The sequence below is a fragment of the Allobosea sp. genome (assembly GCF_030695125.1).
Lineage (GTDB): Bacteria > Pseudomonadota > Alphaproteobacteria > Rhizobiales > Beijerinckiaceae > Allobosea.
This window is the reverse complement of record NZ_JAUYTP010000029.1, coordinates 315,030-338,256: the sequence shown is the minus strand read 5'-3', so window position 1 is coordinate 338,256 and position 23,227 is coordinate 315,030. Positions and strand designations below refer to the sequence as shown.

24 protein-coding genes and 1 pseudogene are annotated in these 23,227 nt (G+C 67.9%); 9 read left to right on the top strand and 16 right to left on the bottom strand.

Features of this window, described 5'->3' with window-relative positions:
• Positions 1 to 8: 8 nt before the first annotated feature.
• The 5 genes from Q8S38_RS10055 to ftsE all read right to left on the bottom strand — a co-directional run bounded on the left by Q8S38_RS10055 (position 9) and on the right by ftsE (position 3,901).
• On the bottom strand, positions 9 to 470 hold the full coding sequence (locus Q8S38_RS10055; protein ID WP_305680277.1) for a hypothetical protein: 462 nt from the start codon (positions 468 to 470) through the stop codon (positions 9 to 11).
• Between the two features lie 73 nt (positions 471 to 543).
• Positions 544 to 1,329 carry a lysophospholipid acyltransferase family protein gene (locus Q8S38_RS10050; protein WP_305680276.1) on the bottom strand — a complete coding sequence of 262 codons (786 nt, stop codon included), beginning with the start codon at positions 1,327 to 1,329 and terminating at the stop codon, positions 544 to 546.
• Positions 1,330 to 1,379: 50 nt separating this feature from the next.
• A complete protein-coding gene (locus Q8S38_RS10045; RefSeq protein ID WP_305680275.1) occupies positions 1,380 to 2,195 on the bottom strand; it encodes a YdcF family protein in 816 nt (271 codons plus the stop codon).
• A gap of 85 nt (positions 2,196 to 2,280) precedes the next feature.
• On the bottom strand, positions 2,281 to 3,255 hold the full coding sequence (locus Q8S38_RS10040) for a cell division protein FtsX (protein WP_305680274.1): 975 nt from the start codon (positions 3,253 to 3,255) through the stop codon (positions 2,281 to 2,283).
• Complete coding sequence (gene ftsE / locus Q8S38_RS10035; protein ID WP_305680273.1) at positions 3,242 to 3,901, bottom strand: cell division ATP-binding protein FtsE; 660 nt, start codon at positions 3,899 to 3,901, stop codon at positions 3,242 to 3,244. Before ftsE ends, Q8S38_RS10040 begins: the two co-directional genes overlap by 14 nt.
• Positions 3,902 to 4,143: 242 nt before the next feature.
• On the opposite strand from ftsE, the gene Q8S38_RS10030 reads away from it, so the two are divergent.
• The 3 genes from Q8S38_RS10030 to Q8S38_RS10020 all read left to right on the top strand — a co-directional run bounded on the left by Q8S38_RS10030 (position 4,144) and on the right by Q8S38_RS10020 (position 6,037).
• Positions 4,144 to 4,932, top strand: coding sequence for a zinc-ribbon domain-containing protein (locus tag Q8S38_RS10030; protein ID WP_305680272.1), 789 nt, complete (start codon positions 4,144 to 4,146; stop codon positions 4,930 to 4,932).
• A 165-nt stretch (positions 4,933 to 5,097) separates the two neighbouring features.
• On the top strand, positions 5,098 to 5,658 hold the full coding sequence (gene hpt, locus Q8S38_RS10025; RefSeq protein WP_305680271.1) for a hypoxanthine phosphoribosyltransferase: 561 nt from the start codon (positions 5,098 to 5,100) through the stop codon (positions 5,656 to 5,658).
• Between the two features lie 4 nt (positions 5,659 to 5,662).
• Complete coding sequence (locus tag Q8S38_RS10020) at positions 5,663 to 6,037, top strand: response regulator (protein WP_305680270.1); 375 nt, start codon at positions 5,663 to 5,665, stop codon at positions 6,035 to 6,037.
• A gap of 7 nt (positions 6,038 to 6,044) precedes the next feature.
• On the opposite strand, the gene Q8S38_RS10015 is transcribed toward Q8S38_RS10020, so the two are convergent.
• The gene (locus tag Q8S38_RS10015) at positions 6,045 to 6,569 is read right to left on the bottom strand and encodes a TspO/MBR family protein (RefSeq protein WP_305680269.1); all 525 of its coding nucleotides are present in this window, start codon (positions 6,567 to 6,569) and stop codon (positions 6,045 to 6,047) included.
• A 141-nt stretch (positions 6,570 to 6,710) separates the two neighbouring features.
• Here Q8S38_RS10015 and Q8S38_RS10010 point away from each other — a divergent pair, with 141 nt between their 5' ends.
• Entirely contained in the window at positions 6,711 to 7,865 is a 1,155-nt protein-coding gene (locus Q8S38_RS10010; RefSeq protein WP_305680268.1) for a trans-sulfuration enzyme family protein, read from the top strand.
• 109 nt (positions 7,866 to 7,974) lie between these two features.
• Here the strand turns inward: Q8S38_RS10010 and Q8S38_RS10005 are convergent, their stop codons facing one another.
• Complete coding sequence (locus tag Q8S38_RS10005; protein WP_305680267.1) at positions 7,975 to 8,559, bottom strand: glycoside hydrolase family 19 protein; 585 nt, start codon at positions 8,557 to 8,559, stop codon at positions 7,975 to 7,977.
• 245 nt (positions 8,560 to 8,804) lie between these two features.
• The gene (locus Q8S38_RS10000) at positions 8,805 to 9,326 is read right to left on the bottom strand and encodes a cysteine dioxygenase (RefSeq protein WP_305680266.1); all 522 of its coding nucleotides are present in this window, start codon (positions 9,324 to 9,326) and stop codon (positions 8,805 to 8,807) included.
• 187 nt (positions 9,327 to 9,513) lie between these two features.
• On the opposite strand from Q8S38_RS10000, the gene Q8S38_RS09995 reads away from it, so the two are divergent.
• The gene (locus Q8S38_RS09995) at positions 9,514 to 9,993 is read left to right on the top strand and encodes an Lrp/AsnC family transcriptional regulator (RefSeq protein WP_305680265.1); all 480 of its coding nucleotides are present in this window, start codon (positions 9,514 to 9,516) and stop codon (positions 9,991 to 9,993) included.
• Positions 9,994 to 10,086: 93 nt separating this feature from the next.
• Here the strand turns inward: Q8S38_RS09995 and Q8S38_RS09990 are convergent, their stop codons facing one another.
• Positions 10,087 to 10,764 carry an OmpW/AlkL family protein gene (locus Q8S38_RS09990; RefSeq protein WP_305680264.1) on the bottom strand — a complete coding sequence of 226 codons (678 nt, stop codon included), beginning with the start codon at positions 10,762 to 10,764 and terminating at the stop codon, positions 10,087 to 10,089.
• A gap of 162 nt (positions 10,765 to 10,926) precedes the next feature.
• Positions 10,927 to 12,549 (bottom strand): peptide chain release factor 3, encoded by a 1,623-nt coding sequence (locus Q8S38_RS09985; protein ID WP_305680263.1) that lies wholly within the window; start codon positions 12,547 to 12,549, stop codon positions 10,927 to 10,929.
• 216 nt (positions 12,550 to 12,765) lie between these two features.
• On the opposite strand from Q8S38_RS09985, the gene Q8S38_RS09980 reads away from it, so the two are divergent.
• The 3 genes from Q8S38_RS09980 (at position 12,766) to Q8S38_RS09970 (ending at position 16,861) form a co-directional block, all read left to right on the top strand.
• Entirely contained in the window at positions 12,766 to 14,448 is a 1,683-nt protein-coding gene (locus Q8S38_RS09980; RefSeq protein ID WP_305680262.1) for a methyl-accepting chemotaxis protein, read from the top strand.
• A gap of 152 nt (positions 14,449 to 14,600) precedes the next feature.
• Positions 14,601 to 16,007: an APC family permease gene (locus Q8S38_RS09975; protein WP_305680261.1), complete on the top strand. Its 1,407-nt coding sequence runs from the start codon at positions 14,601 to 14,603 to the stop codon at positions 16,005 to 16,007.
• The gene (locus tag Q8S38_RS09970) at positions 16,007 to 16,861 is read left to right on the top strand and encodes a methyltransferase domain-containing protein (RefSeq protein WP_305680260.1); all 855 of its coding nucleotides are present in this window, start codon (positions 16,007 to 16,009) and stop codon (positions 16,859 to 16,861) included. The genes Q8S38_RS09975 and Q8S38_RS09970 overlap by 1 nt, the downstream gene beginning before the upstream one ends.
• Positions 16,862 to 16,886: 25 nt before the next feature.
• Here the strand turns inward: Q8S38_RS09970 and Q8S38_RS09965 are convergent, their stop codons facing one another.
• From Q8S38_RS09965 to Q8S38_RS09950, 4 genes and pseudogenes are all read right to left on the bottom strand, one after another.
• Positions 16,887 to 17,678 (bottom strand): ABC transporter permease, encoded by a 792-nt coding sequence (locus Q8S38_RS09965; protein WP_305680259.1) that lies wholly within the window; start codon positions 17,676 to 17,678, stop codon positions 16,887 to 16,889.
• Positions 17,675 to 18,601 (bottom strand): annotated as a pseudogene (locus tag Q8S38_RS09960) (ABC transporter ATP-binding protein). Before Q8S38_RS09960 ends, Q8S38_RS09965 begins: the two are co-directional and overlap by 4 nt.
• Positions 18,602 to 18,941: 340 nt before the next feature.
• Positions 18,942 to 19,448 (bottom strand): hypothetical protein, encoded by a 507-nt coding sequence (locus Q8S38_RS09955; RefSeq protein WP_305680258.1) that lies wholly within the window; start codon positions 19,446 to 19,448, stop codon positions 18,942 to 18,944.
• Positions 19,449 to 19,549: 101 nt separating this feature from the next.
• Complete coding sequence (locus Q8S38_RS09950) at positions 19,550 to 20,191, bottom strand: hypothetical protein (protein ID WP_305680257.1); 642 nt, start codon at positions 20,189 to 20,191, stop codon at positions 19,550 to 19,552.
• A 168-nt stretch (positions 20,192 to 20,359) separates the two neighbouring features.
• On the opposite strand from Q8S38_RS09950, the gene Q8S38_RS09945 reads away from it, so the two are divergent.
• A complete protein-coding gene (locus tag Q8S38_RS09945) occupies positions 20,360 to 21,658 on the top strand; it encodes a DUF3422 family protein (RefSeq protein ID WP_305680256.1) in 1,299 nt (432 codons plus the stop codon).
• Between the two features lie 27 nt (positions 21,659 to 21,685).
• On the opposite strand, the gene cynS is transcribed toward Q8S38_RS09945, so the two are convergent.
• Positions 21,686 to 22,174, bottom strand: a complete 489-nt coding sequence (gene cynS, locus Q8S38_RS09940; RefSeq protein WP_305680255.1) for a cyanase — start codon at positions 22,172 to 22,174, stop codon at positions 21,686 to 21,688.
• A gap of 166 nt (positions 22,175 to 22,340) precedes the next feature.
• Complete coding sequence (locus Q8S38_RS09935; protein WP_305680254.1) at positions 22,341 to 23,225, bottom strand: ABC transporter ATP-binding protein; 885 nt, start codon at positions 23,223 to 23,225, stop codon at positions 22,341 to 22,343.
• Positions 23,226 to 23,227 lie beyond the last annotated feature (2 nt).

Genomic DNA, 23,227 nt, shown 5'->3' with positions numbered 1-23,227 from the left:
TCGGGCTCTCACACCTCCGGCATCAGGTCGAGCAGGGCGGCGCGGCGGCTGACGCCGTCCTCGGCCAGGAGATGGACGTGGATCTCGGCGGCGCCGGCGGCCGCGATGGCGCGCTGCCAGCGGGTCAACGCGGCCTCGACGCCGAAGGGGCCGCTGTCGCGGGCGGCCAGGATGCGCCGGTCGGCGGAGACCGCCAGCAGCACCGCATCGGTGAAGCCGAGCGCATGGTCGTCCCCGAGCGCGAAGATCGAGGCGACATAGCGCCGGCCGGAGCGACCGCGCCAGGCGGTGAAGCGGCGCTCGCCGAGACCAGCGGTGCTGCGCATCGGCAGTTCGCGCGGATGCGGCGCGTGGTCTTCAGCCAGAGCGGCGCCGGCGCCGAGTTCCTGCGCGAACAGATCGCGCTGGCGCTGGTCGAAGGCGGGGCGTTGCTGACGAGAGGTCTGCTGGCGATAAGCGAGAGCGGCCATGTCGTTCGTCCTTTGTTCTCAAAACAAAATGAGAACGGACGGTCTCCAAGTCAAGCCTCGTGAGGCGCGGGGATCAGCTCTGCTGACGGGGCGTGTCAGGAGCCTGCGCCAGCGGATCGAGCCCGAGGCGGGCGAGTTCGGCGCGCCCCTGGGCCAGCAGCCGGTCGCTGGCGGTTTCGATACGCTCCTGCAGGAGGGTCTGGAACGCGGCCTTGTCGAGGCCCGGCGCGATCGGCGGCAGGATCTCGAGGCGGATCGTCCCGGGCCGGCGCAGGAACTTCCGGCGCGGCCAGTACAGGCCGGAATTGAGCGCGACGGGGACGCAGGGCAGGCCGAGTTCGGCATAGAGATGGGCGACGCCGAATTTATAGGCCGGCTCCGCTCCGGCCGGCCGGCGGGTGCCTTCGGGGAAGATCAGCAGCTGGCGGCCATTGTCGCGCAACTCGGTCTTGGCGCGGCGCGTGACCTGCGCCAGCGCACGGGCGCGGCCGCCGCGATCGACCGGGATCATCTTGAACTTGCTCAGGCACCAGCCGAAAAACGGAATCCAGATCAGCTCGCGCTTGAGGATGAAGATCGGGTCCTTGAACAGCATCATCATCACGAAGGTCTCCCAGAAAGACTGGTGCTTCGCGGCGACGATGAGGCCGCCCTCGGGAATGTTCTCGCGCCCGAGGATCTCGTAGCGCGTGCCGGCGACGACGCGCATCAGCCAGAGCGCGGTATGGGCCCAGGCGACCGTGACGGCGAGCAGAAACCGGCGCGGCAGCAGCAGCGCCGGCATCGCGCCGAATACCAGCCAGAGGGCCAGGTTCACGTAGAACAGGATGTTGAAGGCGAGGGAGCGCAGGACGAGCATGGCGCGCAAAGAGCGTGCCGCCCGGCGGCCGTCAAGCGTCGGGGTGGCGGTCAGCCGTCATGATGGCTGTTTTTCAGCTGGCTGCGTCTTTCATGCTCGGGACCGAGGAACTCGGTCGGCACAGCCGAGACCGGCTTGCGCCCGCCGATGATGATCGACAGACGCGAGGTCTCGGGATCGGTCTCGATGGTGCTGCGCAGCCTTGCGGCGAGATACTTGCCGTATTCCGGCACGAGCACCCTGATGGTGCTCCAGCGATACCACCAGCCGCCGGTGTCGATCTGGTCGGTCACCACGGGATGCGGAACCAGCCGCAGCCCGGGCATCGCATGGGCGAATTCCGCGATCGTCCGCGGCATGTGATAATTCGAGGTCACGACCAGCAACGAGCGGAAGCCGTGCCCGCGCACCCAGCGGCGGGCTTCGATGGCGTTGCCGATGGTGTTGCGGGCGCGATAGTCGAGATCGACGCAGCAGGAGAGGAGCTCGCGCGCCGAGGGGATCAGCCTCGCCAGCTCCTCGCGGCCGGTCTTCTCGTTGACGCCGCTGATCAGGAGGCGCGAGCCGCGTTCGGCGCCGAGCAGGCCGATGGCGTCGCCGACGCGCTGGGAGCCGCCGGTGACGACGACGATGGCGTCGGTGCGCGGCACGGCAACCGGCTCGCGGGCGACGATGCCCGAGGCGAAGCGGACATAGCCGAACAGGAGCGCCAGGCCCGCGACGAGAGGCAAGACCAGGCCGATCAGCAGAAGCGCGCGCCCCCACCGGGCACGCCCGCGCGTGGCGGCGGGAAGCGCCGCGCGGCCTGCGAGGGAGTTGCGTGCGACGCGGGCGGGTCGCTCCTGCCTGAAACCGATCATCGCCATGATCGTGTCAGGCTAGAGCGGCAATCGGGCATAAGCGCGGCAGAGGTCCGGGGGTGGTCCGCGCGGGTCTGCCGGTCGATCGCCATCAGGCCGCCCCTCCGGCGAGATCGCGCAGGTGGTGCCGGACGGTGATGCGCGAAACCAGCCCTGCGATCGCGGCGACGACGACCGCGACCAGCACCACCGCGACATAGCCGGCCCAGCCGATCTCGAAGGCGCCGAACATCGCCTGGAGCTGTTCGGCCTCGGGCTCGGCGCTCCAGCGCGACGACAGGATGCCCAGCAGGGCGATGACGAGGATGGCGGCCGCGCCGCCGACCGCCCCGCCGCGCAGGCCGAGCCTGACGAAGCGGCTCTGGAACTCGCGGGCGATGAAGGCGTCGTCGGCGCCGACGAGGTGCAGCACCTCGACGCTGTCGCGGCTGCCGGCCATGGCGCCGCGGGTGGCGAAGGCCACCGCCAGGGCGGCCGCCGCCAGCACCAGCAGCACGACGGCGGCGCCCGACAGGATGATGGTGCTCGCCATGGTCGACAGCCTTCGGATCCAGAGGCGGTGGTCATCGAGGATCGCGGTGGGAACCTCGCGTCGCAGCGCCGCACCGAAGGCAGCAAGATCCGGGCCGGCGCCGGAGCGCAGCTTCAGCACGATCAGCCGCGGCACCGGCAGTTCGACGAGGTCCAGCCCCGTGCCGAGCCAGGGCTCGAGCAGCTTGTCGGATTCGGCGCGCGGCACCGGCTGAACCGATGCGACGCCGTCGACGGTGCGGGCCATGGCGACGGCGCGCGCGATGTCGGCCTCGATGTCGCGGCGCGAATCCGGCCGGATCTGGATCGTCATCTCGTTGGCGACGGCGCCGCGCCATTGTTCCGAGGCGCGGGCGGCCAGCACGGCGGCGCCCGCGCTCAAGGCGGCGAGAAAGGTCAGAATCGCGATCACCGCCATCAAGGCGCGGCCGGCGACCGTGTCGATGGGCACCAGCGGCTGGTCGCGCCGCAGATTGCTCGGCAGCGGGCGGTCGTCGCGCTCGAGATCGGGGTGGCCGGGGTCAGGCATCGACATGGAGATGTCCGTCGGCGAGCACGAGGCGCGGCGCGTCGTAAAGCTCCATCAAGGCGAGATCATGGGTCGCGATCACCACCGCGGTGCCCAGCGACTGCAGCTCCATGAACAGCCGCAGCAGCCGGCGCCCCAGCGCGGGATCGACATTGCCCGTCGGTTCGTCGGCCAGCAGCAGTTCAGGCCGCCCGATCAGGGCCCGGGCGATGGCGGCGCGCTGCTTCTCGCCGCCCGAGAGCACGGGAGGGACAGCATGCATGCGCTCGCCGAGCCCGACCCAGCGCAGCAGTTCGACGACCTCGGCGCGATAGCTCGTCTCCTCCTTGCCGAGCACGCGCAGCGGCAGGGCGACGTTCTCGTAGAGGGTGAGATGATCGAGCAGGCGGAAATCCTGGAAGACGACGCCCATGCGGCGGCGAAAGGCCGTCAGCGTGGCTGCGTCCAGCCGCGAGACATCCTGCCCGAACAGGTTGACGAGGCCGCGGGTCGGCTGCAGCGCCATCAGCACGAGGCGCATCAGGGTCGTCTTGCCGGCGCCCGAGGGCCCGGTCAGATACTGGAACGAGCGCGGCTCGATGCTGAAGTTGATGTCCTTCAGCACCTCCGGGCCCATGCCATATCGCAGGCCGACATTCTCGAACCGAACCAATCCCAGTTTCCTCGTCTCGTTCCCGGTCCAATCTCCGCTCGGGAGGCTGGCGAATCTGCGTCGCCGATCCTACACCCCTTGCCGGAAAGACCGGAAAGCGAACCGTCGCGTCCAGCATGGGCGAGAGTTCTTCACGGGGCGTTAACCATGATCGCCATCAATGAAGGACGCATCCGCCGAGACGTCCATCCTCAGGCGGCAGGGTCCGGCCCGGACCCGCAAAGGAGCCGCCGGCCACCGTCATGCTGATCGTCTGCCCATCCTGCGCCAGCCGCTACGAGCTCGACGGCGCCAAGCTCGGCCCCGATGGCCGCAAGGTGCGCTGCGCCAGCTGCCAGACGCTCTGGCATGTCGCGCCGGAGCCGGACCTGCCGCCGGCCCCGAGCGCCGAAGAGACGCAGGCGATGCTCAACGAGGAGCTCGAGCGGGCGGCGGTCGAGGCGCAGGCCGCCGGCGGCGCGCTGCCGTCCGATGCCGACGCGCCGGCGGTCGACGCCGACGCGCCTCAGCCGCGGAGCAAGCGCCATGGCGGCCGGCCGGCGCGCAAGCCGCGGGGCAAGGCCAAGACCAAGCCGCCGCCAGCCGTGGTCATCGCCGCGACCCTCTCCCTGACCGGGATCGTCCTGCTGGGCGGCCTCTTCTGGCAACGCGACCTCGCCGTGAGCGCCGCGCCGCAGCTGGCCGCCGTGTTCGAGGCTCTGGGCTATGACGTCAATGTTCGCGGGCTCAAGCTCGGCGATGTCGAGAGCGGCCTCGTGGAGGACGAGATGGGGCGCTTCCTCATCGTTGAGGGCGACGTCACCAACATCACCAGATCGAACACCCGGGTTCCCCCGATCGAGGTCGCGGTCAAGGATGCGGCCGGCCAGACGCTCTACAGCTGGCAGACCGACCCGCCGCGCCAGGAACTGCAGCCCTCGGAGCTGATGCGCTTCCGCGCCCGGCTGGCGTCGCCACCGGCGGCGGGGCAATCCGTTCTGGTGCGTTTTGCCGCATCCGGTGCGCCGCCAGCGGGCGCGGCCCGCAACTGAGGTCGCGACGCGCGCTCGCGGGCATGCTGCTTTTGGCGCACGGCCCTATCCAGTTCGGTTCCGGCGCTTTAAATCTCTGCATGACCAAGCGAGACGCTTGAATCGCGCCTGACTGCCCTGCCGCTACGGCATTGCGGGGCGCGGCGCGAAAAGGAAGACGAGACCATGCCGGAGCTGCGGCGCATCAGGGTGCTTTACGACGAGGCCGCGATCGCGCGCCGCAACGAGGAGATGGCGCAGGCCATCGCCGCGACGGCACCGCCGGATCTGCTGGTGGTCGCCGTGCTCAAGGGCAGTTTCATGTTCGTGGCGGACCTGATCCGCGCCATGCACCGCGTCGGCATGGCGCCGCAGGTCGAGTTCGTGCATCTCTCGAGCTATCGGGCCGCCATGGTGTCTTCGGGCCAGGTCGAGATCCTGCGCGATGTGCAGAGCGATGTCCGCGGCCGCGAGGTGCTGCTGATCGACGACATCCTCGAATCGGGCCGGACGCTGGCCTTCGCCAAGGATCTCCTGGCGGCGCGCGGGGCCTCGAAGGTGTCCTCCGTCGTGCTGCTGGAGAAGCCCGGCAAGCGGGCGGTGAACATCGTGCCCGATTATGTCGGCTTCGAATGCCCGGACTACTTCGTCGTCGGCTATGGCATGGACGTCGCCCATTCCTACCGGCAACTGCCCTATGTCGGCGTCATCGAAACGGCCGACCAGGCCGGCCTGCCGGGGATCTGAGGCAATGTCGCGCATTCTGGTCGTCGATGATGAGGAGCCGCTGCGGACGCTGGTCGCGCGCGGCCTGTCGATGGACGGCCATTCCTGCCTGCTGGCGGCCGACGGGGCCGAGGCGCTGGACACGCTGATGGCCGAGCAGGGCCGCTTCGACCTCCTGCTGACCGATATCCGCATGCCGATGATGGACGGGATCGCGCTGGCGCTGGCCGCCAAGCAGGCCTTTCCGGACCTGCCGATCATGCTGATGACCGGCTATGCCGAGCAGCGCGAACGGGCGCGCAGCCTCGACGCCATCGTGGAGGAGGTGATGACCAAGCCCTTCACCATCGCAGAGCTGCGCGCGGCCGTGATGAACGTGATCGAGCGCTCGATCGGGTGATCGGCCTTTAGCGGTTGAGCCACCAGATCGAGACGTTGAGCAGCGTCGCGAAGGACACCCAGGCGACATAGGGCCATTGCAGGTTGGCCGCGAGCCGATCGATACGGGCAAACAGCGCGATCGTGACGAGGATCATCGCCAGGAAGGGCGCGATCACCAGCAGGCCGCCGAGCGGACTGTTGAGCCCGAAGAAGACGCAGGACCAGGCCAGGTTGAGCGCGAGCTGCCCATGATAGGCGATGAGCGCCGCGGTCTTGCCGGGCGTGCCCGCCGGTTTGCGCAGGATCCGGTAGACCCCGTAGGCCATCAGCAGGAACAGCGTCGTCCAGACCGGGCCGAAGACCCAGTTGGGCGGGTTGAAGGGCGGCTTGGCGATCGTCGGATACCAGGTCAGCACCTGCGGGATGGTGACGGCGTTGCCCAGAACCGAAACGGCGACGACAGGCACGATCGCGATCAGCGCATCGATCCAGAACGGTCGCGGCGCGGAGCCTGCGGGGGGCGAAGCGGGGCTGGATGACGATGTGCTCATGCCTTTGACATGGGGCCAATCTGCGCATGAGGCAAGCGCGCACGGCTCGCGTCCCCCTTGCGTCCCGCCCCCCGCCTGCGCCAGATGCGTCGGCTCAATGTCGTCGTTTTAGTCCCTCTTGGAACTGTCTCGGATTTCCCCATGCCCCAGCGCCCGCTTCACCCCCGCTCCCTCGCCGCGCAGGCCATGGGCAAGATCGACCCGCTGACCAAGGGCGTGGTGCCGCCGATCCATGTCTCGACGACCTATATCCGCGACGAGGACAACGGCTATTCCGGCGGCTTCATCTATGGCCGGCCCGACAACGAGACGACGCGCGAGGCCGAGAGCGTGCTCGCCATGCTGGAGCAGGCCAAGGCCGGCGCGCTGCTGTTCGGCTCCGGCATGGCGGCGGCGACCGCCGTCTTCCAGGCGCTCTCGCCGGGCGACCATGTCGTCGCCTCGAAGGTGATGTACTGGGCGCTGCGCTCCTGGCTTTTGACGGAAGCGACCCGTTGGGGCCTCGTCGTCGACTTCGTCGAGACCGACGATCTCGCCGCGCTGGCCGCCGCCGTGAAGCCTGGCCGGACCAAGCTGGTCTGGGCCGAGACGCCGTCGAACCCGCTCTGGACGATCACCGACATCGCGGCGGCCGCCGAAATCGCGCACAAGGCCGGCGCCAAGCTCGCGGTCGATTCGACCTGCGCCTCGCCGGTGCATACGCGCCCCCTGCAGCTCGGCGCCGACATCGTCATGCATGCCGCGACCAAGGTGCTGAACGGCCATTCCGACGTGGTCGCCGGCGCGCTCTGCGCCCGCGAGGACGATGAATTCTGGAACCGCATCAAGACCGTGCGCAAGGGCCAGGGCGGCATTCTCGGCCCGTTCGAGGCCTATCTGCTGATGCGCGGCATGCGCACGCTCCACGTCCGGCAGGAGCGCCAGAGCGCCTCGGCAATGGCGCTGGCGCAGCGCCTCTCGGCCCATCCGCTGGTGGCGCGCGTACTCTATCCCGGCCTGCCGCAGCATCCCGGCCACGACATCGCCGCGCGCCAGATGGAAGGCGGCTTCGGCTACATGCTCTCGGTGCAGGTGGTCGGCGGCGAGGCGGCGGCGGTGAAGGCGGCCGCCCATGTCGAACTGTACAAGCGCGCGACGTCGCTGGGCGGTGTCGAGAGCCTGATCGAGCATCGCGCCTCGATCGAGGGTGCAGGCTCGCCCTGCCCACCCGACCTGCTGCGCCTCTCGACCGGCATCGAGGATCTCGAGGACCTCTACGCCGATCTCGACCAGGCGCTGAAGGCCGGGCACGGCTGAAAAGACGGAACCGTCATTGCGAGCGAAGCGAAGCCATCCAGGAGGACGTCGAGCGCGCGGCCTCTGGATTGCTTCGTCGCTGCGCTCCTCGCAATGACGGGGAGCGGCGCTACACCCAGATCGTCTTCGCCAGCGCCAGCAACTGGGCGCGCTGCGCCAGTCCGCTGCGCCCGCCATTGATCAGCCGGGTCACCGCGACGATGTCGTCGGCATCGGCGGCCGCGTTGCAGCCGCGGTCGCGCCAATAGGCGAAGGCGATGGCAAGCGAGACCGCCGGCTCCTTCGCCCGTTCGGGCGAGCCCTCGAGATCCAGACCGATCAGGGCGCCGTAGCGGCGGTAATTGGCGCGGCCGGTGAGCTGGAAGATGCCGCGGCCATGATAGCGCGCGCCGTCGCCGGCTTTCGTGTTGCCGAGATCGCTGCGGCCGTCATAGCGGGCGAAATAGGCCGGGCCGCCATACTCCTCCAGCGTGCGGAGGCGGTCGGTCTCATGGGCCGCCTGGGCCAGCAGATGACAGAGCCGCAGGCGCGTGGTGATGTCGGCGGCGGCCGCCAGCCTGTCGAAATCGGCGGCGATACCCTCGACGATCGCGCGCTTGCCGGCCGGCGCGAGGCGCAGCAGGCGCTCCGTGGTGACGGACAGGGCTGCGGGCTGCACCGGCGCTGCGGTTGCGCTTGATCCTCGCATCGGCATGGCGGGCTCCCTCGTGACGAGGGGCCATCATCGCCGGGGGCATGCGAGCGGGGATTGGCGGGGCGGCTTGTCCCCGCGCGGGACGCCAAGGCGATCAGCCCCGCAGCCCTCATCCTGAGGAGCCACGTCAGCGGCGTCTCGAAGGATGCTCCAGCCGTTCGGGAGCCTCCTGACGCATCCTTCGAGACGCCATTTCTGGCGAAATGGCTCCTCAGGATGAGGGCTGAGGTTGTTTCGACGAAACGTCAGCCCTCGACGGCGGTGTATTGCGTCTCGATCGAGGAGGCGTGGGCCTCGTGGTCGAAGCCGTAGATGTGGATCGAGATCGCGTCTTCAGTTCCGAGATTGCGCATGCGGTGGATGTTGGGGCCGGTCGGCAGCATGCAGGCGACATAGCCGGGCTGGCGGTCATGCTGCTCCGTCACGACGGCGCGCTGCGCGTCGATGGCGCGATACCACGTCTCGGTGACGGTGCCGCTGACGACGCCGAAGCAGCAGGAGCAGTGGTGGTCATGGATGCAGGTGGTCGCGCCGGCCGCCCAGACGATCGCCCAGACGCTGACGGCCTCATTGCCGGCCAGCAGATTGCGGGTGTAGCCGCCGGGATTGCGCTCAAGCGGCAGGCGCGCAACGAGATCGGGCAGCGCGACAAGTTCGCGCAGGACCGAGCGGGCGGCGGCGAGATAGTCGCGCGACAGCGTGCCCTCGTCGGTGCGCAGGTTGGCGAGGACGGCACCGCGCCGCTCCGCGTTCAGAAAACCCTGCATGCCGTCGCTCCAGTCCGATTTCGTCGTTGGCTAAGAGCATAAGCGGAACGGGGTGGAACGGGTTTGCGTTCTGGCGGGCGCGTCGACGAAATTCGAAATTCTCTGGCGTCACCGGCAGTTTTTTGAGAAACTGATTGCGCTTTCTATCGAGATCGCGACATTCAGTTTCCGTTTTCCGGGAGGGTTCATGGCCAAGCTCGATGGCTTCGATCTGCGCATTCTGGCCTGTCTGCAGGAGGATGCGAGCCTGCCGCTGGCCGAGTTGTCGGAGGCGGTCGGATTGTCCGCGACGCCGTGCTGGCGGCGGGTGCAGAAGCTGGAAGCCGCCGGCTACATCCGCAAGCGCGTCGCGCTGCTCGACCGGAGCAAGCTGCAGGCGGGCGTCACCGTGTTCATCGCGGTCAAGACGGCGCGGCATTCGATGGAGTGGCTCGAACGCTTCCACGCCGCCGTGCATGACCTGCCGGAGATCGTCGATTTCTACCGGATGAGCGGCGAGATCGACTACCTGCTCAAGGCCTGCGTCCCGGATATCGCGGCCTATGACGTGCTCTACAAGAAGCTGATCTCGCGCATCGATCTCAATGACGTGACCTCGATGTTCGCAATGGAGGAGCTGAAATCGACGACGGCGATCCCGCTCGGCTTTGCGACGACCGGTCGCTGAGCGGTGCAACGAAAAAGGGAGCGGCGAGCCGCTCCCTTTCTCCGCCAGGCGGCGTTGCCCCCCAGCCTTCAGCCCCCCAGCCGAACGCTTGAATCAGAAGCGATAGGTGACGCCGGTGCCGATCATCCAGGGGTCGATCTTGACCTTGCCGGTGATGAGGCCGTTGTTGACCTTGACCTTGGGCTCGAGGAAGACCTTCTTCACGTCGAAGTTGATGCCCCAGTTCTTGTCGATCATGTAGTCGAAGCCGACCTGGAGGGCGAGGCCGAAGCTGTCCTTCAGATCGAAATTGGTGAAGCCGCCCTTGGCCTTCTCGTTGAAGAACACCGTGTAGTTCACGCCGACGCCGACATAGGGCTTGAAGGCGCCGAGATCGGTGAAGTGATACTGCAGCATCAGGGTCGGCGGCAGCAGCCAGGCCGAACCGATGCGGGCGCCGGCGAGCGTGCCGGAGCCCTTCACATTATGCGGGGTGACGCCGAGGACGAGTTCGACGGCGATGTTCCTGGTGAAGAAGTAGGTGATGTCGAGCTCGGGAACGACCGAGTTCGAGATGTCGACATCGCCACCGAGGATCGGCGCGCCGCCGAGCTTGAGCTTGGCGCTTTCCTGCGGAATCACGAAGAGGGCGCGGCCGCGGATCATCCACGGGCTCCACTGCGTCAGGATCGGCGCGGTCTTGGCCGAAGGCAGATCGGCGGCTTGCGTGGAGGTCAGGGCCGTGCCGGCGAGCAGCGCAGCGCAGAGGGAAAGGCGAAGATGGCGTGACATGGCGAAAGCCCCCAGGGATCATCGAGCGCGATGCGCGAGGGCGCCCGCAGCTCATGTCCCCAACAGCCCCAATCCCGCCCCAATTGATTTGACCGGGATCAAATCGAAACGAGCCTTCGCCTTCCTGTGGCCCTAAAGCCACAGGGCTCACATGCCGGGTTCTCAGGCCTTCGCGACCTTCTGGTAGTCCTTGATGTCGGAGAACGTCACCTCGGGCGCGCGCTCGGCGTCGTATTTGAGCGTGAACTGGCTGGAGGCCATGAAGACCGGGTCGCCGTCGAGGTCGTCGGCCATCGAGGAGGGCTTCAGCCCGACGAATTTCTGCAGAGCCGCCTTGTCGGGGGACGAGACCCAGCGCGCGATCGCGAACTGGCAGGGCTCGAAATCGACGGGCAGCGAATACTCGACATCCATGCGTTCCTTGAGCACGTCGAGCTGCAGCGCGCCGACGACGCCGACGATGGCGGGCGCGCCGTCATGGGGCAGGAAGATCTGCACGACGCCTTCCTCGGCCATCTGCTGCAGCGCCTCGCGCAGCTTCTTGGCCTTCATCGCGTCCTTCAATTTGACGCGGCGCAGGATTTCCGGCGCGAAGGACGGCACGCCCTTGAAGACGACGTCCTCGCCCTCGGTCAGCGTGTCGCCGATGCGCAGCGTGCCGTGGTTGGGCAGACCGACGATGTCGCCGGCGAAAGCCTCCTCCGCGATCGAGCGGTCGCGCGCGAAGAAGAACTGCGGCGCGTTGAGCGGCATCGGCTTGCCGGTGCGCACGAGCTTCGCCTTCATGCCGCGCGAAAGCTTGCCCGAGCAGACGCGCATGAAGGCGATGCGGTCGCGGTGGTTGGGGTCCATGTTCGCCTGGATCTTGAACACGAAGCCGGTCATTTTCGGCTCGCCGGCCTGGATCGTGCGCTTGTCGGCGACCTGGGCCCGGGGGCTCGGCGCCAGCGCACCGAGCGCGTCGATCAGGTCGCGCACGCCGTAGTCGCGCAGCGCCGCGCCGAAATAGAGCGGCGTCAGATGGCCCTCGCGGAAGGCCTCGAGATCGAAGGGCTTCAGCCCCTCGCTGGCGAGGAAGACCTCCTCGCGCCAGGTCTCGGCCGCGCCATGGGGCAGGAGCTCGTCGAAGAGCTTGTCGTCGGGGCCCGACACAGCGAGGTCCTGCGCGCTCTCGTCGCCCTTCTGGTTGCGGCGGAAGCTGTTGGCCTTGAGATCATAAGTGCCGACGAACTCGCGGCCGCGCCCGACCGGCCAGGTCATCGGCGCGACGTCGAGCGCCAGCGTCGTCTCGATCTCGTTGATCAGGTCGAACAGGTCGCGCGTCTCGCGATCGACCTTGTTGATGAAGGTCACGATCGGGATGTCTCTGAGCCGGCAGACCTCGAACAGCTTCTTGGTGCGCGCCTCGATGCCCTTGGCGGCGTCGATCACCATCACGGCGGAGTCGACCGCGGTCAGCGTCCGGTAGGTGTCCTCCGAGAAGTCCTCGTGGCCCGGCGTGTCCAGCAGGTTGAAGACATGGCCGCCATATTCGAAGGTCATCACGGAGGTGACGACCGAGATGCCGCGCTGGCGCTCGATCTTCATCCAGTCGGAGGAGGTCTGGCGCCGGCCCTGCTTGGCGCGCACCTCGCCGGCGAGCTGAATCGCGCCGCCGAAATAGAGCAGCTTCTCGGTCAGCGTGGTCTTGCCGGCGTCGGGGTGGGAGATGATCGCGAAGGTGCGGCGGCGTTCATGCGGGGCAGCGTCGCCTGCCGGCGCGGCGGAGGTCTGAATGTCGGTCATGGCGGTTGTGAGAACAGGATGGGGGCTGCGAAGTCAATCAGCGGGCCGGTCTTTGCCGGTCTTGGGCGGTGTGTTGGGCGGTGTGTTGGGCGCTCGTGCGCAGGCGCGCAGGCCGCCTGCCTTGATCCCGTGCCGTTAGGTTAGTTAGCCTTAACGGTTTAGAGGCATCTTGCGAGCGACGCGGGATGAGTTGCGTCTCGACCGGAAGCTGAAGCGATGTTCGGCCTGCACAAGATATCGACGTCGATCCTCTGCGCCTTTGGAGTGTTTGCCCTCGCCGCGGGGCTGGTCGTGGGCATCGGCGTGCTGACCCTGTCGCGCTATGCCGCCCTGTCCAACGAGATGGATATCGTTTCACAGCGCACCCTCGTCGCCGAGCGGGTCAACGGCCTGGTCAATGCCGTCGTCATGGAATCGCGGGGCATCTACATGAGCGCCGATGCGCAGGACGCCGAACGTTTCGCCGTCCCGCTTCTGGCCAATCTCGACGAAATCGCCAAGCTCATCGCCAGCGCGCGCAGGCTGGTGCCGCCTGAGCACAAGGCTGTCTACGCGGCCGTTTCCGCCCAGCTCGTGGCCTTCATCGAATTCCGCACCGAACTGGTCCGGCGCGGCCGCGAGCAGGGCCCGGCGGCAGCCTCCGAATTCGGCAACAACGAGGACAACCGCAACAACCGCAAGGCGCTGAACGCCACGCTGAAGCAGGCGGCGGCGCGCAATGAGAGCCTCTCCGCAGCCACCGCAGCGGAGCGGGAGCTGTTGCAGCGCGACGCCGTTTGGCTGCAGGCGGTTGGCGGCGGCCTGCTGATCGTGCTGGGGCTGGGCGTGGCGGTGCCACTGGTGCACTACCGCGTCGCCCGCCCGCTGCGTCGCCTCGCCCTGACGATGGAACGCCTCGCGCGGGGCGAGCCCCTCGCGGACATCCCCTCGCTCCACCAGCGCAACGAGATCGGCGACATGGCGCGGTCCGTCGTGGTGTTCCATGAGACGGCGCTGGCGCGGGCCGCGCTGGAGCAGGACATGCAGGCCCAGGATGCGGCTCGTTTGCGTCGGCATGCGAGGCGCGAAGAGCTGACGGCCGAGTTCAATGTCCGCATCGACGCGGTGCTCGATACGGTGCGCATCAGCGTCGACGAGATGGAGGAGACCGCCCGCAGCCTCAATGCGGTGGCGATCAGCGCCACCGCGCAGGCCGACGAGGCCCGCGGCGCGGCCCTCGACGCCTCCGACAATGTCGGCTCGATCGCGGCGGCGTCCGAGGAGCTCTCCGAATCCATCGCCGATATCGCCGATCGCATCGCCCATACCGACAGCGTCGTCAGAACCGCTGCCGAGGACGCAGCCCGCGCCGGGGCCACGGTCTCGAATCTGCTGGGCGCCGCCGACAGCATCGCGCGCGTCCTCGGCCTGATCCGCGAGATCGCCGCGCAGACCAATCTGCTGGCGTTGAACGCGACGATCGAGGCGGCAAGGGCCGGCGAGGCCGGGCGCGGCTTTGCCGTCGTCGCCGGCGAGGTGAAGCTGCTCGCCAGCCGCACGGCCCAGGCCACCGACGAGATCGCGGCGCGGATCGCGGTGTTCGAAACCGAGACGCAAGGCGCGGTGGCGGCGATCGGGACCATCGCCCGGGTCATGGGCGAGGTCGCGCAGCACACCGTCGCGATCGCCGGGTCAACCTCGCAGCAGATGATGGCGACCTCCGAGATCGCCGTCAGCGCCCAGGCGACGGCATCGGGAACGGCGGGCGTGGCGCATCAGATGGCCAGCGTGACCGCGACCTCGCAATCGGCGATGCTGTCGGCCAACCGGGCGCTGACGACGGCCGAAAACCTGGCGCGCGAGGCGCAGGTGCTGCGCGGCGCGGTGGGCACGTTCTTCGCGGACATGAAGGCCGCCTGAGGCCCGCTCACGGCCCACCGCTCGAATCAACGCTCCAAAAGTGCGCGTTCACGTTCCCGTGATCAAATCGAACGGCTTCGTGAAGCGGGATGGGGTGTCCTCCGCCGCATTGATGCGTTCCCCTCTGCGCGACTTTCGCAGAGGGGGCCAATTTGTCAGAGTTCAACAAGGCCGATCCGCAACCGACCCTGTCGGTGTTCGATGCGGTGACTATCATGGTCGGCATCGTCGTCGGCATCGGTATCTTCAAAACGCCGTCCCTCGTCGCCGGGAGCGTCGGCAGCGAGGCGGCCTTTCTCGGCGTCTGGGTCGCCGGCGGCCTCGTCACGCTGATCGGAGCACTCTGTTACGCCGAACTCGCCGCCGCCCATCCGCATGCCGGGGGCGAATATCATTTTCTCGGACGCGCCTATGGTCGGCCGATGGCGGTGCTGTTCGGCTGGGCGCGTGGCTCGGTGATCCAGACCGGCGCGATCGCGGCGGTGGCCTTCGTTCTCGGCGACTATGCCGCCCAGATCCTGCCGCTCGGTCCCTACGGCTCGGCGATCTATGCCGCGCTGGCGATCGTGGCGCTGACCACGCTGAACGTCATCGGCACCTTGCAGAGCAAGACGCTGCAGATCGTCGTCACCTTCATCGAGGTCGGGCTCATCGCCGCGATCATCGTCTGGGGGTTCCTCGGCAGCGCCGGCGCCCCGGTGCCGCCGGTGGCGACCGCGCCACCAACGGCGGCGCTCGGCCTGGCGATGATCTTCGTGCTCCTGACCTATGGCGGCTGGAACGAGGCGGCCTATCTCTCGGGCGAGTTGCGCAATCCCGGCCGCAACATGGCGCGCGTGCTGGTGATCGGCACGGCCGTTCTGGTGACGCTCTACCTCCTGGCCAATGCGGCGCTGCTGGCCATTCTCGGGCTGGACGGCCTGCGCGGTTCGAAGGCGGTCGCGACCGACATGATGCGGCTCGTCGCCGGCGAGACCGGGGCGTATATCGTCAGCGCCGCCATCGTCGTGGCGGCGCTGTCGACGCTCAACGCGACGATCTTCACCGGCGCGCGGGTCTATTTCGCCATGGCGCGCGACATCACCCTGCTGCCGCGCGTCGGCGAGTGGGACCAGCGCGGGCGGGCGCCGGCCAACGGGCTGCTCGCGCAGGGCGCCGTCGCGCTTCTCCTGGTCGCGCTCGGAGCGGCCAGCCGCGACGGCTTCCAGGCGATGGTCGACTACAGCGCGCCGGTTTTCTGGGCCTTCCTGCTGCTGGTGGGCCTGGCCTTGCCGATCCTGCGCTGGCGGGAGCCGAACCGGGCGCTGCCGTTCCGCGTGCCGCTTTATCCGCTGACGCCGGCGCTGTTTTGCCTGAGCTGCGTCTACATGCTGCATGCGAGCCTCGCCTACACCGGCAACGGCGCGTTGATCGGGCTGGCGGTCGTGCTGGCCGGCCTGCCGCTGCTGCTGTTCCAGAGCCCGCGGGCCGGGATCGAAGGCGAGGCCCCGGCGCTCGCCGACAGGCCTTCCATCGCGCGCCCGCAAGAACCGATCCTCGTTCAACCAGGAGAGAGATGATGAAGACGTTGCGTATGCTGACCGCAGCCTGTGCGATCTCGATTTTCGCGCTGGGGGCCGTCCAACCCCACGCCCAGCCCGCCCAGGCGGGGAAGGCGACCACGACAGCCCCCGACTACGTTCCGCAGTCGGGACAGGCCGGCAAGGACGTCGTCTGGGTGCCGACGCAGGATGCGCTGGTCCAGCGCATGCTCGACATGGCCAAGGTCACCAAGGACGACAAGCTGGTCGATCTCGGCTCCGGCGACGGGCGCACGGTCATCGCGGCCGCCAAGCGGGGCCTGACCGCGCGCGGGATCGAGTACAACCCCGATCTCGTGACCCTGTCGCGGCGCAATGCCGAGGCCGAGGGCGTGGCCGACAAGGTCCGCTTCGACCAGGGGGACATCTTCGTCTCGGACTTCTCGGAAGCGACCGTGGTCACGCTGTTCCTGCTGCCCGAGCTCAACCTGCGGCTGCGCCCGACGCTGCTGGACATGAAGCCCGGCACGCGCGTCGTCTCCAACAGCTTCACGATGGATGAATGGACGCCCGATGAGACGGCGGTTCTGGCGGAGAACTGCGTCAATTTCTGCCGGGCGCATTTCTGGATCGTGCCCGCCAAGGTCGCCGGCACCTGGCGGCTCGGGGATGGCGATCTGCGTCTGACCCAGAGCTTCCAGATGCTCGAAGGCACGCTGACGCGCGGCGGCAAGGCGGTGCCGATCTCGGAGGCCAAGATGCAGGGCAGCCAGATCAGCTTCATGGCCGATGGCCGGCGCTATACCGGCACCGTCACCGAGGGGCGCATGACCGGTCGCCACGAGGCCGGAGGCCAGAGCCAGGACTGGCAGGCGACGCGCAGCAGCAGCTGAGGTTTCCGACGATCCGGCTATCGCCTCAGTTCTTGAGGCGGTAGCCGGTGCGGAAGATCCAGGCGGTGGCGACGAGGCAGATGGCGAGGAAGACGAGCGTCATGCCCAGGCTGACGCCGACCCCGACATCGGCGATGCCGAAGAAGCTCCAGCGGAAGCCGCTGATCAGGTAGACGACCGGGTTGAACAGCGCGATCGTGCGCCAGAGCGGCGGCAGCATCTCGATCGAGTAGAACGAGCCGCCGAGGAAGGCCAAGGGCGTCACCACCAGAAGCGGGATGACCTGCAGCTTCTCGAAGCCGTCGGCCCAGATGCCGACGATGAAGCCGAACAGGCTGAAGGTGACCGCCGTCAGCACCAGGAAGAGCAGCATCCAGAGCGGATGCTCGATCCGGATGGGCACGAACAGCGTCGCGGTGAGCAGGATGATCAGGCCCAGAACCATGGATTTCGTGGCGGCGGCGCCGACATAGCCGATCACCACCTCCCACCAGGCCACGGGCGCGGAGAGCAGTTCGTAGATCGTGCCGGTGAATTTCGGGAAGTAGATGGCGAAGGAGGCGTTGGCGATGCTCTGGGTGAGCAGCGTCAGCATGATCAGCCCGGGCACGATGAAGGCGCCATAGGCGATGCCGTCGATGGCCTGCATGCGCGAGCCGATGGCGGCGCCGAAGACGACGAAATATAGCGAGGTCGAGAGCACCGGCGAAACGACGCTCTGCAGTGGCGTGCGCAGGGTGCGGGCCATCTCGAAGCGGTAGATCGCGGCGATCGCCTGCCAGTTGACCATCGGAGACGTCCTGTCGGGCGTTGTCATGAGCGGTCCCGAACCAGGCTGACGAAGATATCCTCGAGCGAACTCTGGCTGGTGCGCAGATCGCTGAAGCGGATGCCGACGTCACCCAGCCCCTGCAGAAGGGCGGTGATCCCGGTGCGCTCGGCCTTGGTGTCGTAGGTGAAGACGAGCTCCTCGCCTCCGGCCGCGAGCGCGAGGTCATAGCCTGCAAGCGTCTCCGGCACGGCGTCCAGCGGGCTCTGCAGGGTCAGGGTGAGCTGCTTGCGGCCGAGCTTGCGCATCAGCTCGGTCTTGTCCTCGACCAGGATGATCTCGCCCTTGCTGATCACGCCGACACGGTCGGCCATTTCCTCGGCCTCCTCGATGTAATGCGTGGTCAGGATGATGGTGACGCCGTTGTCGCGCAGCTTGCGTACCAGCTGCCACATGTCCTGGCGCAGCTCGACATCGACGCCCGCCGTCGGCTCGTCGAGGAAGAGAATGCGCGGCTCATGCGCCAGCGCCTTGGCGATCATGACGCGGCGCTTCATGCCGCCCGACTATGTCCGGATCTGCGCGTCGCGCTTGTCCCAGAGCGAGAGATCCCGCAGCACCTGCTCGACCAGCGCCGGGTCCTTGCGCTTGCCGAAGAGCCCACGGCTGAAGGCGACGGTCGCCCGCACGGTCTCGAAGGCGTCGGTGGTCAGCTCCTGTGGCACGAGGCCGATGGTGGCGCGGGCGGCACGGTAATCGACGACGATGTCGTGGCCGTCGGCATGCACGGTGCCGGTGCTCGGGTTCACCAATCCGCAGATGATGCTGATCAGGGTGGTCTTGCCGGCGCCGTTGGGGCCGAGCAAGGCGAAGATCTCGCCTTTATGAATGGCGAGGTCGACCCTCTTCAAGGCCTGGAAGCCGGAAGCATAGGTCTTGGAGAGGCCGGAGACGGAAATGATCGGGAGCATGGCCGCATATAGGGGGTTCGCGATGACGATGCGATGGCGCCCCAGCGCAATGCTGCAATGCGTCATGAAGCGGTCGCGCCCGCTCCCATGCCAAGCGACCGGCCAGAATCACCCCCTCAACGAAACATGGCCGGGGCGAGCCCGGCCATGCCGCATCATGTCATCGTCGGGCGTCAGTTACATGAAGAACCAAAGCAGGAGGATGATCGGAATCGGAATGCCGACGAGCCAGAGAGCAATTGAACGCATTGAAGCAGCCCCAGTGTTAATGTGACGGGTTGTGCTCCAGCAACGCCGCTTGCCGGCCGAAGGTTCCTCGCTTGTCGAGGCCGGTCCGCTCTCATTTGAAGGCGATGCTGTCGATCACGGCCTTCATGGCTGCTTCATGCGCGGCATGGCCCTCCAGTGAGGCCCAGTAGGTCATCATGATGATCTTGCCGCTGGCAACCTTGGGATTGATCGCGAGATAGCGGATGATGGAGGGGCCGTCGCTGCTCGTCGCCTTCAGTTCAGTGAAGGACCAGGGCCGTCCATTGACCTCGCGCGTCAGGGTTTCGGTCGCGCCGGTGAACTTGACGCCCTCCCGCGCGAAATAGGCATCGTGTTCTTTCTGCAGCGCGTCGATCTGGTCGGCCGGCACCAGTTCGAACCAGATGTAGATCTCCTCGTCGGGTGTCTTGATCTGAACCCCGCGCTCGACCCTGGACTGCGCCCAGTCGTCGGGAATGGTGACCACGGCGACGGGCTCGGCACTGGTGATCGGGACCGCGCCCGCAAGCGCCTGGCTCGCCAGTGCAGAAATGGCCAGCATCGCCGCCAGCGCGCATGCCCCAAGTATCGTCTTCATCGTCGCGTCCCCCGCTTCCCGACGCGGACCGTTGCCGCGACGGCACAGAATGGGCCAGGGCGCGGCCGAAACAAGCCTCCGGATCGATCCTGCAAAAATAGTCAATCGCCGCGGCTTCGCGCGCCGATCGACGCGGCGCTCGGATGCCAGACCGGCCCATAGCCGGCGGCGAGCGCCGCGAGGGTCGCCGGCGGCGTCTGCACCGTCACCGGGCCGCAGGGCCGTGCCTGGCTGCCGACATAGCCCGCGGGCGACCAGACCAGCGCGGCCGCCCCCCTCACGGCCAGCCAGCGGGAGCCGTCGCCGAAGACGGCGCCGTCCGGAAGCGTTTCAGCCGGCAGGACATGAGCGCGCTTGGCGCGGCCGCTGCGTCGCTGGCCGTCGAGCAGCCTGTCGATCTCGGGAAAGGCCGGAGCATCCTGCCATCCCAGCCCGCGCATCAGAGCGGCCCGGTAGGTCAGCGCATCCTGGCGGCGGCATTCCATGCAGGGGCGGTGCCCCGCGGCGAGCGCGGTGACCTCGTCGCAGAAGAACATCTCGGTATAGCCGCGGCCCCAGACCGGCCTGCGACGATCCTTGAACGCGAGCACGCAGCAGAGCCATTGCCGGCTGGCATAGGTCCGCTGCGGCCGGTCGCGCGTGGCGGGGTCGTGAAAGCGCCCGCCGCGATTGCCCAGGAACAGGCCCCGCGCCGGGTCTGAAAAGAGGCTGCCGTCAGGGGCGACGCGGTTGGGGAGGGGCATCGGCAGGCTCCTGCGGGCGAAGATCATAGCCTCGCTGGCGATAGCGACCATCTGCGGCAGCAGCGTCGCAGCCTGCCCTGCGGCTGCGTTTAGGGCTGGCTCCGCGCGAGGGGATGACGCAAGCTTGTCGCAGGCGAGGCCGAATGGCCGGCCGCGGGAGGAGGGGGCATGACAGGACCCGTGCAGGACGCGTCAACACAGCTCGTGCCCCATCCGGAGCGGGGCGCCATCCTCGGCGAAGTGCATGCGCGGCCGTTCTCGCCGCTGGAGACACCGCGGCGGCTTTTACATTTCGCCTTCATGACTGATTCCCGGCAGGCGGCCGCCGACCGTGCGGCGCTCGGCCGCTTCTGCGCCGAGCGGGGCGTGCCGGGCCCACTGGACGAGGCCAAGCATCATCGCGCCCGCTTCGGCGAAACCAGCCTGCGCTGGGAGCAGCACAGCGAGTTCACCACCTATAGCTGGGAGCTGCCGGGCGCGGATGCGACGCCGTTCCTGCCGCCGACGAGCGCGCTGCCGCATGGCATGCGCGGCCTGCCGCAGCCGGGGCCGCATCTGGTCGCGGCCGACCTGCACCTGATGCCGGCGGCGGCCGAGCCGGACCTCGGCGCGCTGTTCGACGCGGCGAGCCTGGCCGCCGCGCTGGTGGACAATGGCGGGGCGATCGCGGCGACCGATTTCCGGGCGGGCGCGGACGGTTTCGTGCGCATCCTGGTGCTCGACCGCGAACTGACCCCGGCCCGGGCGGGCGCGCTGGCGCAGCGCCTGCTCGAGATCGAGACCTATCGAACGCTCGCGCTGCTGGGCATGCCGGAATCGCAGCGGATCGGCCCCTCCGTGCGCAGCGCCGAGGAGACGCTGGTGCGCATCGCCGGGACGATGACGCAGACGGACGGGCTGGCGGCCGACCATGCGCTGCTCGACGAGATGACGGCGCTGGCCTCGAAGCTCGAGGCGGAAGCGGCCTCCTCGAACTACCGCTTCGGGGCGAGCCGCGCCTATGACAACATCGTCCAGCAGCGGCTCGTCGCCATCGGCGAGCAGGGCCATGGCGGCTGGCCGACGATTGCCGCCTTCCTGGCACGGCGGATGGCGCCGGCGATGCGGACCTGCCAGATGCTGCAGGAGCGCCAGGCCGATCTGGCGACCAAGCTGGCGCGCGCCGCAAATCTCCTGCGCACGCGCGTCGACGTCGCACTGGAGCAGCAGAACCGGGACCTGCTGGCGGCGATGAACGAGCGCACGCGGCTGCAATTGCGCCTGCAGCAGACGGTCGAGGGGCTCTCGGTCGCGGCGATCGCCTATTACATCGTCAGCCTGTTCGGCTATCTCGCCAAGGGCGCGAAGGATACGGGCTGGCTCAAGATCGAGCCCGGCGTCGCAACCGCGCTGTTCGTGCCGGTCGCGCTGCTGGGCGTCTGGGCGGCGGTGCGTCGCATCCGCCGGGGCAACGGCCGCGAGGACTGAGCCTCGCTCCCGCCTCTGGCCCGCGTTTCAGCTTTCCTTGAAGCCGTAATCGGGGATGCCCTGTTCGTTGCCGTAGTATTTGTAGGGCAGGAACTTGCCGGACATGCCGATCTTGACGCGGTCGCCCTTCGGGTTCGGTTCACGCTCGAACTCGATGTTGAAGTCGATCGCCGACATGATGCCGTCGCCGAACTCCTCCTCGATCAGCGCCTTCCAGGCCGGGCCGTTGACCATCACCATCTCGTAGAAGCGGTAGATCAGCGGGTCGGTCGGCGGCATCGGCGTGCCGGTGCCGCGATAGGGCACCTCGTTGAGCATGCGCTTTTCGTTTTCGGTCAGGCCGAAGAGGGCGGCGGCCTTCTCGGCGAGCGGCTTGACCAGCTTCATCTGGCCGAGCAGGGCGCCGACGATCAGCACCTCGGACATGCCGCCGATTTCGTCGGTGATGTATCTCCAGCTCCAGCCCTTCTCGCGCTTGATGTCGAGGATCTTCTCGGTGAGCTCTTCGCGCTTCATGGGGTCGGTCTCCTTGGCGTGTTTGTTGTCGTTCGAATCGAAAGTCGCGCCGTCATCCCGGACGCAGCGAAGCGGAGATCCGGGATCCATTCCTGATCCGTTCCGGAATGGATCCCGGGTCGATCTGCGGTCGCCCGGGATGACGCCGCGTCTGTACGGACGGTCATTACGCCGCCTTGCGGCCTGCGCCGGGGCCGCTGCCGCCAGCGGTCGGCCGCACCACGGGCGGGTGGCGGCGGTCATAGCCTTCGGGCACGGCGTCCTTGAAGCTCTTCGAGCGCACCACGAGGAAGTCGATCAGGTGGTTGCGCAGCGCGTAGTAGTCGGGGTGGTGATGGACTTCCGTCCGGATGCGCTCGCGCGGCAGCGGGTTCTCGACGATCTCGGCGATCATGGCGTGGGGCCCATTGGTCATCAGCACGATGCGGTCGGCGAGATAGATCGCCTCGTCGACGTCATGGGTGATCATGAAGGCGGTCTGGCCGGTCTCCAGGCAGATGCGGCGGACCTCGTCCTGCAGCGTGCCGCGGGTGAGCGCGTCGAGCGCCGAGAAGGGCTCGTCCATCAGCATCATCTTGGGTTCGATCGAGAGCGCGCGGGCGATGCCGACGCGCTGCTTCATGCCGCCGGAGAGTTCCGAGGGCTTCTTCAGCTCCGAGCCCTTGAGGCCGACTTTCTCGATGAAGGCCATGGCATGGGCCGTGACCTTCGCCCTGGGCCAGTCGCGATGCTTGGCCGCGACCGCGTAGGCGACATTGCCGAGCACGCTGCGCCAGGGCAGCAGCGAATGGCCCTGGAAGATCACGGCGCGGTCGAGCGAGGGGCCCTCGATCGCCTTGCCATCGACGATGGCCGCGCCGTCATCGGGCGCGTCGAGCCCGTTGAGGATGTTGAGCACGGTCGTCTTGCCGCAGCCGGAATGGCCGATGACGCAGACGAACTCGCCCTTCTTCATCGAGAACCAGAGGTCCTCGAAGACGGTGGTGGAGCCGCCGCCGGCCTTTGGATAGCGGCGCGCGATGCCCTCGATCGAGATGAACCTGTCGCTCATGG

What these genes read in the sequence shown, in the direction of transcription:
- Q8S38_RS10055 (WP_305680277.1), bottom strand. Translation starts at nt 470, where the DNA reads ATGGCCGCTCTCGCTTATCGCCAGCAGACCTCTCGTCAGCAACGCCCC.
- Q8S38_RS10050 (WP_305680276.1), bottom strand. Translation starts at nt 1,329, where the DNA reads ATGCTCGTCCTGCGCTCCCTCGCCTTCAACATCCTGTTCTACGTGAAC.
- Q8S38_RS10045 (WP_305680275.1), bottom strand. Translation starts at nt 2,195, where the DNA reads ATGGCGATGATCGGTTTCAGGCAGGAGCGACCCGCCCGCGTCGCACGC.
- Q8S38_RS10040 (WP_305680274.1), bottom strand. Translation starts at nt 3,255, where the DNA reads ATGTCGATGCCTGACCCCGGCCACCCCGATCTCGAGCGCGACGACCGC.
- Q8S38_RS10030 (WP_305680272.1), top strand. Translation starts at nt 4,144, where the DNA reads ATGCTGATCGTCTGCCCATCCTGCGCCAGCCGCTACGAGCTCGACGGC.
- hpt (WP_305680271.1), top strand. Translation starts at nt 5,098, where the DNA reads ATGCCGGAGCTGCGGCGCATCAGGGTGCTTTACGACGAGGCCGCGATC.
- Q8S38_RS10020 (WP_305680270.1), top strand. Translation starts at nt 5,663, where the DNA reads ATGTCGCGCATTCTGGTCGTCGATGATGAGGAGCCGCTGCGGACGCTG.
- Q8S38_RS10015 (WP_305680269.1), bottom strand. Translation starts at nt 6,569, where the DNA reads ATGAGCACATCGTCATCCAGCCCCGCTTCGCCCCCCGCAGGCTCCGCG.
- Q8S38_RS10010 (WP_305680268.1), top strand. Translation starts at nt 6,711, where the DNA reads ATGCCCCAGCGCCCGCTTCACCCCCGCTCCCTCGCCGCGCAGGCCATG.
- Q8S38_RS10005 (WP_305680267.1), bottom strand. Translation starts at nt 8,559, where the DNA reads ATGCCGATGCGAGGATCAAGCGCAACCGCAGCGCCGGTGCAGCCCGCA.
- Q8S38_RS10000 (WP_305680266.1), bottom strand. Translation starts at nt 9,326, where the DNA reads ATGCAGGGTTTTCTGAACGCGGAGCGGCGCGGTGCCGTCCTCGCCAAC.
- Q8S38_RS09995 (WP_305680265.1), top strand. Translation starts at nt 9,514, where the DNA reads ATGGCCAAGCTCGATGGCTTCGATCTGCGCATTCTGGCCTGTCTGCAG.
- Q8S38_RS09990 (WP_305680264.1), bottom strand. Translation starts at nt 10,764, where the DNA reads ATGTCACGCCATCTTCGCCTTTCCCTCTGCGCTGCGCTGCTCGCCGGC.
- Q8S38_RS09985 (WP_305680263.1), bottom strand. Translation starts at nt 12,549, where the DNA reads ATGACCGACATTCAGACCTCCGCCGCGCCGGCAGGCGACGCTGCCCCG.
- Q8S38_RS09980 (WP_305680262.1), top strand. Translation starts at nt 12,766, where the DNA reads ATGTTCGGCCTGCACAAGATATCGACGTCGATCCTCTGCGCCTTTGGA.
- Q8S38_RS09970 (WP_305680260.1), top strand. Translation starts at nt 16,007, where the DNA reads ATGAAGACGTTGCGTATGCTGACCGCAGCCTGTGCGATCTCGATTTTC.
- Q8S38_RS09965 (WP_305680259.1), bottom strand. Translation starts at nt 17,678, where the DNA reads ATGACAACGCCCGACAGGACGTCTCCGATGGTCAACTGGCAGGCGATC.
- Q8S38_RS09955 (WP_305680258.1), bottom strand. Translation starts at nt 19,448, where the DNA reads ATGAAGACGATACTTGGGGCATGCGCGCTGGCGGCGATGCTGGCCATT.
- Q8S38_RS09950 (WP_305680257.1), bottom strand. Translation starts at nt 20,191, where the DNA reads ATGCCCCTCCCCAACCGCGTCGCCCCTGACGGCAGCCTCTTTTCAGAC.
- Q8S38_RS09945 (WP_305680256.1), top strand. Translation starts at nt 20,360, where the DNA reads ATGACAGGACCCGTGCAGGACGCGTCAACACAGCTCGTGCCCCATCCG.
- cynS (WP_305680255.1), bottom strand. Translation starts at nt 22,174, where the DNA reads ATGAAGCGCGAAGAGCTCACCGAGAAGATCCTCGACATCAAGCGCGAG.
- Q8S38_RS09935 (WP_305680254.1), bottom strand. Translation starts at nt 23,225, where the DNA reads ATGAGCGACAGGTTCATCTCGATCGAGGGCATCGCGCGCCGCTATCCA.